The sequence below is a fragment of the Streptomyces catenulae genome (assembly GCF_000718015.1).
Lineage (GTDB): Bacteria > Actinomycetota > Actinomycetes > Streptomycetales > Streptomycetaceae > Streptomyces > Streptomyces catenulae.
The window spans coordinates 1-16070 of the sequence record NZ_JODY01000062.1; the positions used below are offsets into that span (position 1 = coordinate 1).

The following is a 16070-nucleotide window of genomic DNA, read 5'->3' on the forward strand; positions in this document are numbered from 1 at the left end:
CATCCCCTCACCCCCGCCCCTCACCCCACATGCGTCTCCGCCGCCTCCACCTCTTCGCGGGTGATGCCGAGCAGGTAGAGGACGGTGTCGAGGAAGGGCACGTTCACGGCGGTGTGGGCGGCTTCGCGGACGACCGGCTTGGCGTTGAAGGCGACGCCGAGGCCCGCGGTGTTGAGCATGTCCAGGTCGTTGGCGCCGTCGCCGATGGCGACGGTCTGCGCCAGCGGGACCCCGGCCTGTTGCGCGAAGCTGCGCAGCAGCCGTGCCTTGCCGGCCCGGTCCACGATCTCGCCGGTCACCTTGCCGGTGAACTTCCCGTCCGCGACCTCCAGGGTGTTGGCGGCGGCGAAGTCCAGCCCCAGTTCTTCCTGGAGCGCGTCGGTGACCTGCGTGAATCCGCCGGAGACGACGCCGACCTGGTAGCCGAGCCGCTTGAGGGTGCGGACGAGGGTGCGGGCGCCCGGGGTGAGCCGGACCTCCTTGCGCACCGTCTCCACGACGGACGCGTCGAGCCCGGCCAGCAGCGCGACCCGGGCGTGCAGCGACTGCTCGAAGTCCAGCTCGCCGCGCATCGCCTGAGCGGTGACCTCGGCGACCTCCGCCTCGCATCCGGCGTGTGCCGCGAACAGCTCGATGACCTCGTCCTGGATCAGCGTCGAGTCGACGTCCATGACGACCAGCCGCTGCGCCCGGCGCTGGAGCCCCGCCGACACCACGGCGATGTCGACGCCGAGGAGGGCCGCCTCCGGTGCCAGTACGGAGCGCAGCGCGTCGGTGGCGGCGCCGGACACCGCGAACTCCACGGCCGTCACCGGGTACTTGGCGAGCCGGAAAATGCGGTCGATGTTGCCGCCGCAGGACGTTATGGCGGCGGTGATCGCGGCGGTGCACTCGGCGGTCAGCGGATGGCCCAGCACGGTGACGTGGGAGCGTCCGGTGCCGCGCGGACGGTTGTCGCCCCGGCCGGAGATGATCTCGGCCTGGAGGTTCAGCGAATCGGCCCAGCTGTGGACGGTGGCCCGCAGGCCGCCCTCGGAGGCTCCTTCGGCCCCGGTGGCGGGCGCGGTGACCAGGGCGCACAGCACTATGCGGCCACGGGTCACGACCTGTTCGATGTCGACGACGTCGACGGAGTAGGCGGCGAGGGTGTCGAAGAGACCTGCGGTGATGCCGGGCCGGTCCTTCCCGAAGATCTTCACGAGGAGGGTCGGTACGTCATCGCCCGGTACGGCGGTGGCAGGCGGGATCTGCGATGCGCTCATGGTGCCTTTACGGTAACCGCCCGGCGCGTTCGCCCGTACACCTGTCCGTTGTCCGGACCGCCGCGCGTGGCGTCCCGAGCACGCTTCCGGACCCTCGGTGACCAGCCGTGCAACCGGCTCCCCGGCCCCGTCCGGACGGCCTCCGGACCGCCCCACGGCTGATCGTTATGGACTCGTGTCCGCACCCCCTTCCGGCCCGCCGTGACCCCTCCCGGCGGCCGGAACAGAGCGCTCCGCGGCTGGTTGCGGTGCACGGTTTCGCCGCTCCGGTGTGGTTTGACGGGTGCCGCCCGCGTCGCCGTACGGGCGTGCCGCGCGCGGTCCGCGCCGGGCCCGCGTCCCGGTTTCCGGTAGGCGGGCCGAGCCTGAAATAGTTCCCCACGATGTTCGCCATCCCTGGATTCCCATACAGGGCGTCACTCGGGGGACTATGTAATGGGGCGTGGAGTGCCTGAACTCGTACTGGAATTGAACGGTAGGACCTGGACGCTCGATCCGTCCCGGTCCTACAGCGTGGGCCGTGATCCGCAGGGCGACATGGTGCTCGACGACGCCAGGGTCTCCTGGCGTCACGCCGTCGTGCGGTGGGCCGGACACAGCTGGGTCATCGAAGACCAGGGCAGCACCAACGGCACGTACGTCCAGGGTCAGCGGATCCAGCAGACGGAGATAGGTGCCGGTTCGACCGTCCACCTCGGCAACGCCACCGACGGCCCGCGGATCACCCTGTCGGGTGCCGCCGCACCGGCCGCCGCCCAGGGCGCCGGTGCCTACAGCCCGCCCGCCGCGGCGCCGCAGCAGGCCGCCGCGCAGGGCTGGCAGCAGCCGCCCGCCGCCCAGCAGCCGCCCGTCGCGCAGGGGCACCAGCCGCCCGCCGGTGCCGGTCAGCCCTACGTCCCGCCGCAGCAGGACCGGCAGCAGCCCGCCCCGCAGGCGGGCGCGGCCCGGCAGCCGCAGGGTGGCGACCGCAACCCCACCACGTTCCACCGCCTGGAACTCGACCGGGTGATGCGCATCGGCCGTGCGCTGGAGAACGAGCTGGTCGTCTCCGACCTCCAGGTCTCCCGCCACCACGCGGAGTTCCACGCCACCCCCGACGGCCGCTTCGAGATTCGTGACCTCGGCAGCCACAACGGCACCTACGTCAACGGTCAGCCGGTCCCCAAGTCCGGCTCCGCCGCCATCGGCCCGAACGACATCATCGGCGTCGGCCACTCCACGTTCCGCCTGGTCGGCGACCGGCTGGAGGAGTTCGTCGACACCGGCGACGTCTCCTTCTCGGCGCGCCACCTCACGGTCACCGTCGACGGCGGCAAGCAGATCCTCCGGGACGTCTCGTTCGGCGTCCCGGAGAAGTCGCTGATCGCCGTCATCGGCCCGTCCGGCTCCGGCAAGTCGACCCTCCTCAAGGCGCTCACCGGCTACCGCCCCGCCAACGAGGGCGATGTCCTCTACGACAACCGGAACCTCTACAAGCAGTTCGCCGAGCTGCGGCAGCGCATCGGTCTGGTCCCGCAGGACGACATCCTCCACAAGGAGCTGACCGTCCAGAAGGCGCTGCGCTACGCCGCCAAGCTCCGCTTCCCCGGGGACACCGCGGAGGCCGAGCGCGAGGCGCGGATCGACGAGGTGCTGCACGAGCTGAAGCTCCATGTGCACCGGGACAAGAAGGTCTTCTCGCTCTCCGGCGGTCAGCGCAAGCGCGTCTCGGTCGCCCTGGAGCTGCTGACCAAGCCGTCGCTGATCTTCCTGGACGAGCCGACCTCCGGCCTCGACCCGGGCATGGACCGCGACGTCATGCAGCTGCTGCGCGGTCTCGCCGACGACGGCCGGACCGTCCTGGTCGTCACGCACTCCGTCGCCGAGCTGGCCATCTGCGACAAGCTGCTGGTCATGGCGCCGGGCGGCGGCGTCGCCTACTTCGGCCCGCCCGAGGAGGCGCTGAACTTCTTCCAGTACGACACCTGGGCCGACGTCTTCTCGGCGTTCGAGAACTACCGGGACTACGACTGGATGGGCCGCTGGCGCGGCTCCCCGCACTACCAGATGTACGCGGCGGACATCGATGCGGTCGCCCCGCAGTCGGTGCAGATCCAGTCGCCGCCCGCCCGGATGCAGAAGTCGCAGAGCTGGGGCTCCCAGCTGTGGACGCTGATGCGCCGCTATGTCTCGGTGCTCGCCTCCGACCGCGGCTTCCTGGTCCTGATGCTGGCGCTGCCCGCGGTCCTCGGCATCGTCTCGATGCTGATCCCCAGCGACTACGGCTTCGGGTACGGGCCGGACAACCGGCACGGCGCCAACCGCGACGCCTCCACGATCATGCTGATCCTCGCGGTCGGCATGTGCTTCTCCGGTGCCGCCAACTCCGTCCGTGAGTTGATCAAGGAGCGGGTCATCTACGAGCGCGAACGGGCCACCGGCCTGTCGCGGTCGGCGTATCTGATGTCCAAGGTGATCGTCCTGGGCGTGGCCACCGCCTTCCAGGGCGTGATCATCTCGGCGATCGGCTTCGCCACCCGGACGATGCCCGCGGAGGGCGTGATCTTCCGCCATCTGCCGGGCGTCGAGATGACGCTGGCGATCATCGCGCTCGGCTTCACCTCGATGATGTTCGGCCTGATCATCTCCGCGCTGGTCAAGACCGCCGAGAAGACCATGCCGCTGCTGGTCATGTTCGCCATCGTCCAGGTCGTCTTCACCGGCGTGCTCTTCCAGCTGTTCGACACGATCGGCGTCGCGCAGTTCTCCTGGCTGATGCCGTCGCGCTGGGCCGTCGCCGCGATGGGCGCGACCGCCGACATGAACCGCCTGCTGCCGTGGGAGCCGGCCAACCCGGCCAAGGGGACGCCCGCCAACCCCGATCCGCTGTGGCAGCACCAGCCCGGTGTCTATGTGATGGACATGATCATCCTGATCACGCTCGGCGTCGCCCTCGCCTTCGTCGTGGCGCGCCTGCTGCGCCGCCACGAGCCGGAGGTCATGCGCAAGTGACCCGGCGTCCGTGACGCACCACCGCCGAGGGGCGGCACCCGTGATCGGGTGCCGCCCCTCGGCGGTCGGACGCGGTCCGCTCAGTAGGCGGAGTTGACGTTGTCCATCGAGCCGTACTTGTCGGCCGCGTAGTTGCAGGCGGCGGTGATGTTGGCGACCGGGTCGTAGATGTCCCAGGAGGTGCCGTCGACGTGGTACGTCTGGAAGGTCGGGGCGATCACCTGGAGCAGGCCCTTGGAGGGCACGCCGTTGATGGCGTTGATGTCCCAGTTGTTGATGGCCATCGGGTTGCCCGCGGACTCCCGGATGATGTTGCGGTAGATACCGTTGTATGAGCCGGGGATGCCCTTGTTGGCCATGATGTCGAGCGACTGGCGGATCCAGCCGTCGAGGTTGTTCGTGTAGGTCTTGACCGGCGTCTTCACGGCGGTGGGCAGCGCGGCGCGGTCGGTGGAGCGGCTGGCGGTCTGCTGCGCGGCGCGCTCCTTGGCGGCCTTCGCCTTCGCGGCGGCCTCGGCCTTCGCCTTGGCGGCAGCCTTGGCCTCGGCGGCGGCCTCGGCCCGGCCGGCCTTGGTGGAGGCGTCCGCCTGCTTGGCGATGGTGGCCTGCTGGGTCTGCGCCGTGCTGCCGACGGTGCTGCTGAAGGCGACCGGCTGCACATGGGCGGCCGAGGTCTGTCCGGTGCTCTGGCCCGCGTCGGCGCCCGGCACGACGGTGAAGGCGAGGGCGGCGGCACCGGCCGCGGCGATGCCGGCGGCGGAGAGCTTGTGGGTCCGCGTCAGGCGGTCAAGGCCGAAAAGGGCGTGCTTGGGCATGGCGAAGTAGACCTTCCGAAAAGGGGGACGTCGCAGGGGGCCGTCGGTGGCGGAGAACGCCGGGTGGGGACCGCGGCGCCGAGCGACGGGAGCCATTCTTAGCGGCCGTAAATTCGCCGGGCAATGAGGTGACATACGACCCGGAATAGTGGAACCGGGGTGCCCGGTGATGCGTCCCCCGGGGAAGAGTCCCAGCTCATGAAGGTTTGCCGGGCGACTAAAGCGGGTCGTAGGTGACCTGGGCCCTATGGGTGGCGTCACACCCGGGCGAGGTTTGCCTCGCCGGGTGTGATCGCAGTTGCACAGTGCGTATGACGCGAATAAGTCTCAGATCTCGACCAGGACCTGGTCAAGGGACTTTCGGATCAAATCCGGCACTTCACACTTATCGGCCGGGTATCCCACGGGGATCACGGCGAACGCCTTCTCGTTGGCCGGACGCCCCAGAACCTCCTGGAGGAACCGCATCGGGCTCGGCGTGTGCACCAGCGCCGCCAGCCCCGACAGATGCAGTGCGGAGAGCAGCATCCCGACCGCGATGCCCACCGACTCGTCGACGTAGTAGTGCTTGCGCTTGCTGCCGTCCTCGCCCAGCCAGTGCCGCTGCTGGAACACCACGATCAGATACGGCGCATCGGTCAGATGCGGCTTGACCTCGTCCGTCCCCAGCGGGCGCAGCGCGGCCAGCCACTCCTCGCCCAGCCGCCCCTCGTAGGAGACGCGCTCCTCCTCTTCCGCCGCCGCCCGGATCCGCCGCCGCACCTCCGGGTCCTTGACCAGGACGAACGTCCACGGCTGCTGATGCGCCCCGGACGGCGCGGTCGCCGCGCAGGCGATGGCGTCCTGGACGACCTGCTCGGGCACCGGATCGGTGGAGAACTGCCGCACGGTCCGCCGTTCGTCCATCCGCTCCCGCAGCTCCGCCGCGCGGGCGAGCGACTCCGCCGCCGGTATCCGCGCGGGACGGTACGGAACGCCGCGGTAGGGGTCGCCGTGGGTCGGGGTCCAGGTCCTCGTCGCTTCTGTCATGCGCCGAGTCTGGAACCGCGGGCGCCCTCCCGGGGCGCGGACCGCCGAATCCGCGGACTTCGGCGCGATCCGTACCCCGGGGGAGAGGGGAAAGGGGAGCGGCGTGCACGGTGCCCCTATATAGGGGACTAGGAGTCGTTTGGTTCGAAGGTGAAAAATGACCGTTACGCCGGAAATGGTGACGGCTTGCCTAGGTCCCGAGACCGAGGACCGGCGCGGCGGTAGGCCGATACACCCCTCGCCGGGCGCCGGTACCGTGAAACGTATGACCAACGGACCGGGAGCCGGAATCCCCGCGGTGAGCAGCGCGATCCTCGCGATGAGCCGGCATCTGGAGGTGCGCGACGTCCTCAAGACGATCGTCGCCTCGGCCCGGGAACTGCTCGACGCCGAATACGCCGCCCTCGGCGTCCCCGACGACCACGGCGGCTTCGCGCAGTTCGTGGTGGACGGCGTCAGCGAGGAGCAGTGGAAGGCCATCGGCCCGCTCCCCCGCCAGCACGGCATCCTCGCCGCGATGCTCCACCACGCCACCCCCGAGCGCCTCGCCGACGTCCGCAAGGACCCCCGCTTCGGCGGCTGGCCCGCCGCCCACCCCGACATGTCCGACTTCCTGGGCCTGCCGGTCGCCGACGGCGACGAGATCCTCGGGGCCCTCTTCCTCGCCAACAAGCGCTGCCCCAAGCCGACCGGCGGCTGCGGCTTCACCGCCGAGGACGAACGCCTCCTGGGCATCCTCGCCCAGCACGCCGCCATCGCCCTCACCAACGCCCGCCTCTACGAACGCAGCCGCGAGCTGACCATCGCCGGGGAGCGCGCCCGCCTCGCCCACGAGCTGCACGACGCCGTCGCCCAGAAACTCTTCTCGCTCCGGCTCACCGCCCAGGCCGCCACCGCACTCGTCGACCGCGACCCGGACCGCGCCAAGTGCGAGCTGCACCAGGTCGCCGCGCTCGCCGCCGAGGCCGCCGACGAGCTGCGCGCCGCCGTCGTCGAACTGCGCCCCGCCGCCCTCGACGAGGACGGGCTGATCGCCACCCTCCGATCCCAGACCCAGGTCCTCGACCGAGCCCACAGCGCCCGCGTCACCTTCGGCGCCCAGGGCGTCCGCGCCCTGCCCTCCTCCCAGGAGGAGGCGCTGCTCCGCGTCGCCCAGGAGGCGCTGCACAACGCGCTGCGGCACAGTGGCGCCGGGCACGTCGACGTCACCCTCGCCCGGCACGGCCAGGGCGCGCTGCTCCGCGTCGCCGACGACGGCTGCGGCTTCGACCCCGGCGCGGTCCGCACGGCCGGTCGTCACCTGGGCCTGGTGTCGATGCGCGACCGCGCCAACGGCGTCGGTGGCGTACTCACCGTGAAATCGGAGCCCGGCCAGGGCACCGCTGTAGAGATGGAGGTGCCCGGTGGCTGAGAACGCCGGAACCGGCAACCGAGACGAACAGCGCGACGGCCGCGAGCCGCGCCGCGTCCCCGCGGGCACCGCCCCCGCACCCGCCGCCGAGGCCCCCACGGACCCCGCGGGCGACACCGGAACCATCCGGGTGCTGCTGGTCGACGACCACCAGGTGGTCCGCCGCGGGCTGCGGACGTTCCTGGAGATCCAGGACGACATCGAGGTCGTGGGCGAGGCGGCCGACGGCACGGAAGGCATCGCCGCCGCCGAACGGCTGCGCCCCGACGTCGTCCTGATGGACGTCAAGATGCCCGGCACGGACGGCATCGAGGCGCTGCGCACCCTGCGCGAACTGGCCAACCCCGCCCGGGTGTTGATCGTCACCAGCTTCACCGAACAGCGCACCGTCGTCCCCGCCCTGCGCGCCGGGGCCGCCGGTTATGTCTACAAGGACATCGACCCCGAGGCGCTGGCCGGTGCCATCCGCTCCGTCCACGCCGGACATGTGCTGCTCCAGCCGGAGGTGGCCGGCGCCCTCCTCACCCAGGACGAGGGCGGTAACGGTCAGGGGCGCGGCACCACGCTCACCGAGCGGGAGAGCGAGGTGCTGGGCCTGATCGCCGACGGGCGCTCCAACCGGGAGATCGCCCGCGCGCTCGTCCTCTCCGAGAAGACCGTCAAGACCCATGTCTCCAACATCCTCATGAAACTGGACCTCGCCGACCGCACCCAGGCCGCCCTCTGGGCGGTCCGCCACGGGGTGGGCGGCTGACCGCCCACCGAGCCGCCGGTCCGGTACCCGCCACCGGACCGGCACCGCGCGAACCGCACCGGGGCCGCGCGAACCGGGGATCGGCACCGTGCGAACGCACCGGGCCGATGTCAGGCCGCAACCCACCCCCGGCCCGGCGGACCGGCTCTCACCCCCGCCGCTCCCGCTCCTCCACCGCCGCGTTGTACGCCGCCACCTGCGCCCGCCGGGCCGTACGCTCCACCGGACGCAGCGCCTCCGCGCGGGCCGCGATCTCCGACGAGCTGACCGCGCCGCCGTGCTCCCGGCCGTCCCCGCCCGCACCCCGCGCGATGGTGAGCAGCGCCCCCACCCGCTGCGCCAGCTCCAGCACCCGCACCGCCCGCGGCGGATACCCGGGCGCCAGCACCTGACGCCCGGCCTCCGCCCGCGCCCGGTACGCCTCCAACGCCGCCTGGGCCACCGGCCCGGACCCGGCCACGTCCAGCCGGGTCAGCGCCTCGGTCGCCTCCCGCAGCGCCTCCGCCAGCTCCCGCTCCGCCTCGCCCAGCGACGGCACATCGGCGGGCGGCGCCTCGCGCACCGGCAGGCACTCCCACACCACCTCGACATGGACGTCCGCCCCGGAGCCGCCGTCCGGCCCCGCCCGGTGTATCTCCGGCACCAGCCCGACCCCGGCACCCGCGGCCAGCACCGCCTCCCCGGCGTCCAGCGCCCGGGCGTTGAACTCCGGCGGCCCGCTCAGCCCCAGCGGATGCCCCGGCGCGGGCAGCGCGACCCGCAGCCCCACCGCACCCATCGCCCGCAGCCGGCCGAGCGCCAGCGTCAGCCCCACCGGCGCGGCCTCACCGGGCAGGCCCCGCACCCGGTGCACGGCGTCGTCGTCCGCGATCTGCTCCGCGGCGTCATCAAGTGAGACAAGTCCGGCCAAAAGGGCATTTCCCCATGCCGCCAGCCGTCCCGAACGAGGTTCATCGAGCATGGCCCCCAGCCTAGGGAACGGCACTGACATCGAGTGGCGTAGGTTTGCACGGGGGAGGCGCCCGCTGGCGCACGTGACGACCGAGAAGCAATGGGAGACAGGGCACTCATGAGCGATGTGCTGGAGCTGGTGGACGTATCCGTGGTCCGCGAAGGGCGGGCTCTGGTGGACCAGGTCTCCTGGTCGGTGAAGGAGGGCGAGCGCTGGGTCATCCTCGGCCCCAACGGCGCCGGCAAGACCACCCTGCTCAACCTCGCCTCCAGCTACCTCTTCCCCACCAAGGGCAGCGCCACCATCCTCGGCGAGCGCCTCGGCAAGGTCGACGTCTTCGACCTCCGCCCGCGCATCGGCATCGCCGGTATCGCCCTCGCCGACAAGCTCCCCCGCAGCCAGACCGTCCTGCAGACCGTGCTCACCGCCGCCTACGGCATGACCGCCCACTGGCAGGAGCACTACGAGGACATCGACGAGCAGCGCGCCCGCGCCTTCCTCGACCGCCTCGGCATGACCGAGTACCTCGACCGGAAGTTCGGCACCCTCTCCGAGGGCGAGCGCAAGCGCACCCTCATCGCGCGCGCCATGATGACCGACCCCGAGCTGCTCCTCCTCGACGAGCCCGCCGCCGGTCTCGACCTCGGTGGCCGCGAGGACCTCGTCCGCCGCCTGGGCCGCCTCGCCCGCGACCCGTACGCCCCCTCGATGGTGATGGTCACCCACCACGTCGAGGAGATCGCCCCCGGCTTCACCCACGTCCTGATGATCCGTCAGGGCAAGGTCCTCGCCGCCGGTCCCCTCGAGCTCGAACTGACCTCCGCCAACCTCTCCCGCTGCTTCGGTCTCCCCCTGATCGTCGAGCGGAACGGCAGCGACCGCTGGACCGCCCAGGGACTGCCCCTTTCCTGACGCTTTACGCCCTGTTCCCGCGGAGCACCCCCGCCCTACCATGAAGCGGTGGACGCATGGGTGTGGTGGCTGATCGCCGCCGTGGGGCTGGGAATTCCGCTCGTCGTGACCGCGATGCCCGAGTTCGGGATGTTCGCGGTCGGCGCCGTCGCAAGTGCCGTCACCGCAGCGCTCGGTGGCGGCACCGTCATACAGTTCCTCGTCTTCGCCGCGGTCTCCGTCGCGCTCGTCGCCGTCGTCCGCCCCCTCGCCAACCGCCACCGCACCCAGAGCCCCGCCCTCGCCTCCGGCATCGACGCCCTCAAGGGAAAGAGCGCCACCGTCCTGGAGCGCGTCGACGGCGCCGGGGGCCGCATCAAGCTCGGCGGCGAGATCTGGTCGGCCCGCGCCCTCGACGGCGACCGCGCCTACGAACCCGGATCCCAGGTCGACGTCGTGGAGATCGAAGGCGCCACCGCCGTGGTGATCTGACCGGAAAGCGTTGTGGTCATCTGACCGGAACGCACTGACGACGCACCACGAGTCTGAAAGACTCGATCAACACCCAAGCCGGCCACGGCCGGAGGACCAGACGAAGGGCACGGGAGTCGCAGTGGCACCGATCATCATCGTCCTGATCATCCTGGTGGTGCTCGTGTTCATCGCACTCATCAAGACGATCCAGGTCATCCCCCAGGCGAGCGCCGCCATTGTCGAGCGCTTCGGCCGTTACACCCGCACCCTCAACGCGGGCCTCAACATCGTCGTCCCGTTCATCGACTCGATCCGCAACCGCATCGACCTCCGCGAACAGGTCGTGCCGTTCCCGCCGCAGCCGGTGATCACCCAGGACAACCTCGTCGTCAACATCGACACCGTCATCTACTACCAGGTCACCGACGCCCGCGCCGCGACCTACGAGGTCGCCAGCTACATCCAGGCGATCGAGCAGCTCACCGTCACCACGCTCCGCAACATCATCGGCGGCATGGATCTGGAGCGCACCCTGACCTCCCGTGAGGAGATCAACGCGGCGCTGCGCGGCGTCCTCGACGAAGCCACCGGCAAGTGGGGCATCCGCGTCAACCGCGTCGAGCTGAAGGCCATCGAGCCGCCGACCTCCATCCAGGACTCGATGGAGAAGCAGATGCGCGCCGACCGTGACAAGCGCGCCGCCATCCTCCAGGCCGAGGGCACCCGGCAGTCCCAGATTCTGACCGCCGAGGGTGAGAAGCAGTCCGCCATCCTCCGCGCCGAAGGTGAGGCCAAGGCCGCCGCGCTCCGCGCCGAGGGTGAGGCCCAGGCGATCCGTACGGTCTTCGAGTCCATCCACGCCGGTGACCCGGACCAGAAGCTGCTGTCGTACCAGTACCTCCAGATGCTTCCGAAGATCGCCGAAGGCGACGCCAACAAGCTCTGGATCGTGCCCAGCGAGATCGGCGACGCCCTCAAGGGCCTCGGCGGCGCCCTCGGCAACTTCACCCCCGGCGGCGGCAAGGACCCGCTCGTCAAGACCCCCACGCCCCGCCAGGCACCGCCCATCGACTGACCCATCCGCCCTCAGGGGGTGTCTCCCCGGTCACACGGACCGGGGAGGCACCCCCTGTTGCATGATCGGACGCATCCGCACCCGACGACCACGGGGGATCGCGTGACCACCTGGGAAGCACTCGCCGTTCTCGCCGCGGGCCTCGGCGCCGGGACCATCAACACCATCGTCGGCTCCGGCACCCTCATCACCTTCCCGGTGCTGCTCGCCGTCGGCCTCCCACCCGTCACCGCGAACGTCTCCAACACCCTCGGCCTGGTGCCCGGTTCGCTCAGCGGCGCCTTCGGCTACCGCCGCGAACTGACCGGCCAGCGCCCCCGCATCCTCCTCTTCGGCACCGCCGCCCTCCTCGGCGGCGCCGCCGGTGCGGTCCTGCTGATCGCCCTGCCGTCCCGGGCCTTCGACACGATCGTCCCCGTACTCGTCGGCATCGCCCTCGTCCTCGTCGTCGCCCAGCCCCGCCTCGCCGCGGCCCTCCGCGCCCGCCGGGCCCGCACCGGCACCGCACCCCGCCGTCACGGCGGCCCCGTCCTCTTCACCGGACTGCTGCTGGCCAGCGTCTACGGCGGCTACTTCGGCGCCGCCCAGGGCGTCCTCTACCTCTCGATGGCGGGCCTGGTGCTCGACGAGAGCCTGCAACGGCTCAACGCCCTCAAGAACGTCCTCACCCTGCTGGTCAACGGCGTCGCCGCGGTGCTCTTCCTCTTCGTCGCACACTTCGACTGGACGGCCGTCGCCCTCCTCGCCACCGGCTCGGCCCTCGGCGGCCGCATCGGCGCGACCCTCGGCCGCCGACTCCCGCCCACCGCCCTGCGGACCGTCATCGTCCTCGTCGGCGTCGTGGCCATCGTCCAACTCGTCCGCTGAGACAGCCGCCCCACGGCGCGGCCGGACGACGACCACCACACCCGGCCACCGCGCCCGGGCGTCACGCCGCGGGCGACGCCCACCCCGGCAGCTCCTCCCGCACGGACACCCCGAGCGCCGACAGCATCGCCTCCGCGGGCGTCGGCTCGAACGGCCGCCGCAGCAACCGCATCCCGGCCTGCTCCGGCGTACGGTCCGCCTTCCGGTGGTTGTCCTCCGCACAGGAAGCGACGGTATTCAGCCAGGTGTCACCACCGCCGTGCGAGCGCGGTACGACATGATCGACGGTCGTCGCCCGCCGCCCGCAGTACGCGCACCGGTGCTGATCGCGCACCAGCACACCCCGCCGCGACCACGGCGCCCGTCTCCGGAACGGCACCCGTACGTACCGGCTGAGCCGGATCACCTGCGGCACCGGCACCTCCACCGAAGCGGCCCGGATCCGCAGCCCCGGATGCGCGTGTTCGACGACGGCCTTCTCCTGCATCACCAGCACCACGGCCCGACGCGACGTCACCGTCGACAGCGGCTCGAAGCTCGCGTTGAGCACCAGCGTCTCGCGCATCCCGCCCACCTCCCGGACCGTTCGCCCCCGCGGCGAAGTGGCTCCACTGTGCAGGGCAAGCATTTCCCGCCACAACGCAATTTCCCCATGCCACAAGGCAAATGACGGGTAATCGGCGAACGAAGGGACGGCGACCCGCCCGGGTGCGCGAAGAGCCCGGAACACCACGGGCGACAAGGACGGACGACACCGGGGCAACGGCCCGGCAGCGGCCGGGGAAAGGGGGAGTGCGCCCCGGATCCCACCCCCGTGTACCGCTCGGATCCGGAGCGTACGGCGACCGGCGAGGCGACCGGACGCACCACACGCCCGACCCCCGGCGAGCAGGGGGCGACACACCTGCGCCCCGGCGCTCCCGCCGCAGCGGTACCGGCTGCCCGATGGCCCGAAAGAGCCACCGACCGGAACCACCCTGCGTGCGAGGAACACCGGGGCGCAACGCAATTACGGGCCTCAGCCCTCCGCAGCCACCTCGAACTCGGCCACCAACTGGGCCCGACCGAGCGTGTGGAACCGCAGATTGAAGCCGACCACCGCGGGCGACGCATCGCCGTCGGGCCCCAGCTTCTCCTGGTCGACCGCGTACACCGTGAACACATACCGGTGCGGACCGTCCCCGGGCGGCGGCGCGGCACCGCCGAAGTCCCGCGTCCCGTAGTCGTTACGGACGTGCACCGCGCCCTCGGGCAGCCCCGCCATCGCACCCGACCCGGCACCCGCCGGCAGCTCCGTCACCGACGCCGGGATGTCGAACACCGACCAGTGCCAGAAACCGCTGCCGGTCGGCGCATCCGGATCGAAGCAGGTGACGGCGTAACTCTTCGTCCCCGCGGGCGCGCCCTCCCACCGCAGCTGCGGCGAACGGTTGCCCTCGGCGTACACCTGCGCGGAACCCAGCGTCCCGCCCGGCGCCACCTCGTCGCTCGCCACCGTGAACTCCGGTACCTGCGGGTGGAAATCGTGCGGGAGCGGCCGCCGCTTCAGCTCGGACACCTCGACACCTCCTGGTCGCTTGCTGACACTGTCCGGCCAGGTTAGAGCCAGTTCCGCTTCCCGCCGACCTCGGCCAGCCAGTGGTTCAGATACCCCGCCCAATCGGTCTGCCGGAAATCCTGCAGCCCCATCGTGAACGACCGGTACGTGTCCGACCCGTCGCTGATCAGCCCGCCCTTCTTGTCCATCTCCAACACCACGTCCATCTCCCGGTCGTCGGCGACGAACGACAGCTCGACCTCGTTGAGCCCGCGGTACTGCTGCGGCGCGGAGAACTCGATCTCCTGGTAGAAGGGCAGCCGCTGCCGCGTGCCCCGGATGTGCCCCTGCTCCAGGTCGGCCGACTTGAAGCGGAAACCGAGCTGCCCGAACGCGTCGAGAATCGCCTGCTGCGCCGGAATCGGGTGCACGTTCACCGGGTCGAGGTCCCCGGAATCCACCGCCCGCGCGATCGCCAGCTCCGTCGTCACCCCCACACTCATCCCGCGCAGATGCTGCCCGAGGAACGTGGTGATCGGCGTCTCCCAGGGAATCTCCAGCCCGAACGGCACGGTGTGCACCGCACCCGCCTGCACCTGGAACGCCCCGCCGAGCTGCACCTCGGTGAACCGGACGTTGCGCTTGTACTCCTCGTCCCCGCTCTCCACCTCGACGCGCGCCTGCAACCCGACCGACAGCCCCTGGATCTCCTGGGCCACCGACCCGCCCTGGATCCGCACCTCACCCTGGACGACGCCACCGGGCACGACGTTCTCCTCGAAGAGAACCGTCTCCACCGACGCGCCTCCGGCCCCCAAGCTCGCCAGCAGCTTCTTGAACCCCATGTCCGTCCTCCCCAGGCCCGACGCCTGACCTCGCTCCGGCAGCCGTGATCACGGCCCACCTGCTGTCGACGGCAACCGGCGACCGCCGGTTCCCGGGCCCAGCCTCCCAAGGGCGCCCACCCGCGCCACGTCGCCCCCCTCCCCACTGCACTACTCTCGGCGCACATGACCGACGTACCGGAACGTATGCCGCTCACCCACGCCTTCTTCGACCGTCCCGTCCTGGAGGTCGCCCCCGATCTCCTCGGCCGCACCCTCGTGCGCACCACCCCGGACGGCCCGATCGAACTGCGCCTCACCGAGGTGGAGGCATACGCCGGTGAGCGCGACCCCGGCTCCCACGCGTACCGGGGCCGCACCCCGCGCAACGCCTCGATGTTCGGCCCGCCCGGCCACGCGTACGTCTATTTCATCTACGGCATGTGGTTCAGCCTCAATTTCGTCTGCGGCCCGGAGCACCACGCCAGCGGAGTCCTGGTACGCGCCGGGGAGGTCCTCACCGGCACGGAACTGGCACGGGCCCGCCGCCCCAAGGCCCGCCGCCCCCACGAGCTGGCCCAGGGCCCCGCCCGCCTCGCCACCGCCCTCGACATCGACCGCACCCTCGACGGCACCGACCTCTGCACCGGCCCCGGCGCACCCCTCTCCGTCCTCCACGGCCGCCCACCCGCCCCCGAGCAGGTACGGAACGGCCCCCGTACCGGCGTGGGCGGCGACGGCGCGGCCCATCCGTGGCGCTACTGGATCGAGGGCGAGCCGACGGTGAGCCGCTACCGCCCGCACGTACCGCGCCGCCGCACCGCCGGGGCCACCTGACCCGCAGGGCAGCTCCTTGACTCGAGGAACCGGAACGTCTAACGTGGCCCGAGCCGCTGGAGATGGGCAGCGCTATCTGCGCAGCCGGACGGTGGCACCACCACTACTCAAGCTCGATTCCCCAAACGGGGTCACTTTCGCGTTGCCGATTTTCGACCGCGTAGCTCGATTATGGGTTATCCGGGAATTCCGCTAAAGTAGTGACCACGCCAAGGCGCCGCAAACGAAAGTAAGCAGCCCAAGGCAAACCCATCCGACGGGTAATCGGAAACGAATTCGGACCGGAAACGGCGAGAAACGGATCTGATAGAGTCGGAAAGGCCGGAAAGCGAAAGCAAGAAGGCCAACCCC

The 16070-nt window shown here is 71.1% G+C and carries 15 protein-coding genes; 8 read left to right on the forward strand and 7 right to left on the reverse strand.

The features are described 5' to 3' along the window. Positions 1-20 precede the first annotated feature (20 nt). Positions 21-1262, reverse strand: a complete 1242-nt coding sequence (serB, locus tag IF23_RS0130445; RefSeq protein WP_030289467.1) for a phosphoserine phosphatase SerB — start codon at positions 1260-1262, stop codon at positions 21-23. A 435-nt stretch (positions 1263-1697) separates the two neighbouring features. Between serB and IF23_RS0130450 the strand changes: the two genes are divergently transcribed. Further along, positions 1698-4253, forward strand: a complete 2556-nt coding sequence (locus IF23_RS0130450) for an ABC transporter ATP-binding protein/permease (protein ID WP_030289468.1) — start codon at positions 1698-1700, stop codon at positions 4251-4253. Between the two features lie 80 nt (positions 4254-4333). Here the strand turns inward: IF23_RS0130450 and IF23_RS0130455 are convergent, their stop codons facing one another. Next, positions 4334-5068, reverse strand: coding sequence for a transglycosylase SLT domain-containing protein (locus tag IF23_RS0130455; protein WP_030289476.1), 735 nt, complete (start codon positions 5066-5068; stop codon positions 4334-4336). Positions 5069-5395: 327 nt separating this feature from the next. Then, positions 5396-6097, reverse strand: coding sequence for a nitroreductase family protein (locus IF23_RS0130460; RefSeq protein ID WP_030289477.1), 702 nt, complete (start codon positions 6095-6097; stop codon positions 5396-5398). 265 nt (positions 6098-6362) lie between these two features. Here IF23_RS0130460 and IF23_RS0130465 point away from each other — a divergent pair, with 265 nt between their 5' ends. Next, a complete protein-coding gene (locus tag IF23_RS0130465) occupies positions 6363-7508 on the forward strand; it encodes a GAF domain-containing sensor histidine kinase (RefSeq protein ID WP_030289479.1) in 1146 nt (381 codons plus the stop codon). Between the two features lie 124 nt (positions 7509-7632). Continuing rightward, positions 7633-8262, forward strand: coding sequence for a response regulator (locus IF23_RS0130470; RefSeq protein WP_030289481.1), 630 nt, complete (start codon positions 7633-7635; stop codon positions 8260-8262). Positions 8263-8410: 148 nt separating this feature from the next. On the opposite strand, the gene IF23_RS0130475 is transcribed toward IF23_RS0130470, so the two are convergent. Next, a complete protein-coding gene (locus IF23_RS0130475; RefSeq protein ID WP_030289482.1) occupies positions 8411-9223 on the reverse strand; it encodes a hypothetical protein in 813 nt (270 codons plus the stop codon). A 90-nt stretch (positions 9224-9313) separates the two neighbouring features. Here IF23_RS0130475 and IF23_RS0130480 point away from each other — a divergent pair, with 90 nt between their 5' ends. From IF23_RS0130480 to IF23_RS0130495, 4 genes are all read left to right on the forward strand, one after another. Continuing rightward, positions 9314-10126, forward strand: coding sequence for an ABC transporter ATP-binding protein (locus IF23_RS0130480; protein WP_078654371.1), 813 nt, complete (start codon positions 9314-9316; stop codon positions 10124-10126). 60 nt (positions 10127-10186) lie between these two features. Then, positions 10187-10597 (forward strand): NfeD family protein, encoded by a 411-nt coding sequence (locus tag IF23_RS0130485; protein WP_030289486.1) that lies wholly within the window; start codon positions 10187-10189, stop codon positions 10595-10597. A gap of 121 nt (positions 10598-10718) precedes the next feature. Continuing rightward, on the forward strand, positions 10719-11654 hold the full coding sequence (locus IF23_RS0130490; protein WP_030289488.1) for an SPFH domain-containing protein: 936 nt from the start codon (positions 10719-10721) through the stop codon (positions 11652-11654). A 102-nt stretch (positions 11655-11756) separates the two neighbouring features. Beyond that, on the forward strand, positions 11757-12521 hold the full coding sequence (locus IF23_RS0130495) for a sulfite exporter TauE/SafE family protein (protein WP_030289490.1): 765 nt from the start codon (positions 11757-11759) through the stop codon (positions 12519-12521). A 61-nt stretch (positions 12522-12582) separates the two neighbouring features. Here the strand turns inward: IF23_RS0130495 and IF23_RS0130500 are convergent, their stop codons facing one another. The 3 genes from IF23_RS0130500 to IF23_RS0130510 all read right to left on the reverse strand — a co-directional run bounded on the left by IF23_RS0130500 (position 12583) and on the right by IF23_RS0130510 (position 14903). Continuing rightward, positions 12583-13086, reverse strand: a complete 504-nt coding sequence (locus IF23_RS0130500; protein WP_030289492.1) for an HNH endonuclease — start codon at positions 13084-13086, stop codon at positions 12583-12585. 453 nt (positions 13087-13539) lie between these two features. Further along, a complete protein-coding gene (locus IF23_RS0130505; protein WP_030289495.1) occupies positions 13540-14079 on the reverse strand; it encodes a YbhB/YbcL family Raf kinase inhibitor-like protein in 540 nt (179 codons plus the stop codon). Positions 14080-14120: 41 nt separating this feature from the next. Next, positions 14121-14903: a sporulation protein gene (locus tag IF23_RS0130510; RefSeq protein ID WP_030289502.1), complete on the reverse strand. Its 783-nt coding sequence runs from the start codon at positions 14901-14903 to the stop codon at positions 14121-14123. Positions 14904-15068: 165 nt separating this feature from the next. Between IF23_RS0130510 and IF23_RS0130520 the strand changes: the two genes are divergently transcribed. Beyond that, positions 15069-15719: a DNA-3-methyladenine glycosylase gene (locus tag IF23_RS0130520; RefSeq protein WP_030289503.1), complete on the forward strand. Its 651-nt coding sequence runs from the start codon at positions 15069-15071 to the stop codon at positions 15717-15719. The last annotated feature ends 351 nt before the right edge of the window (positions 15720-16070 follow it).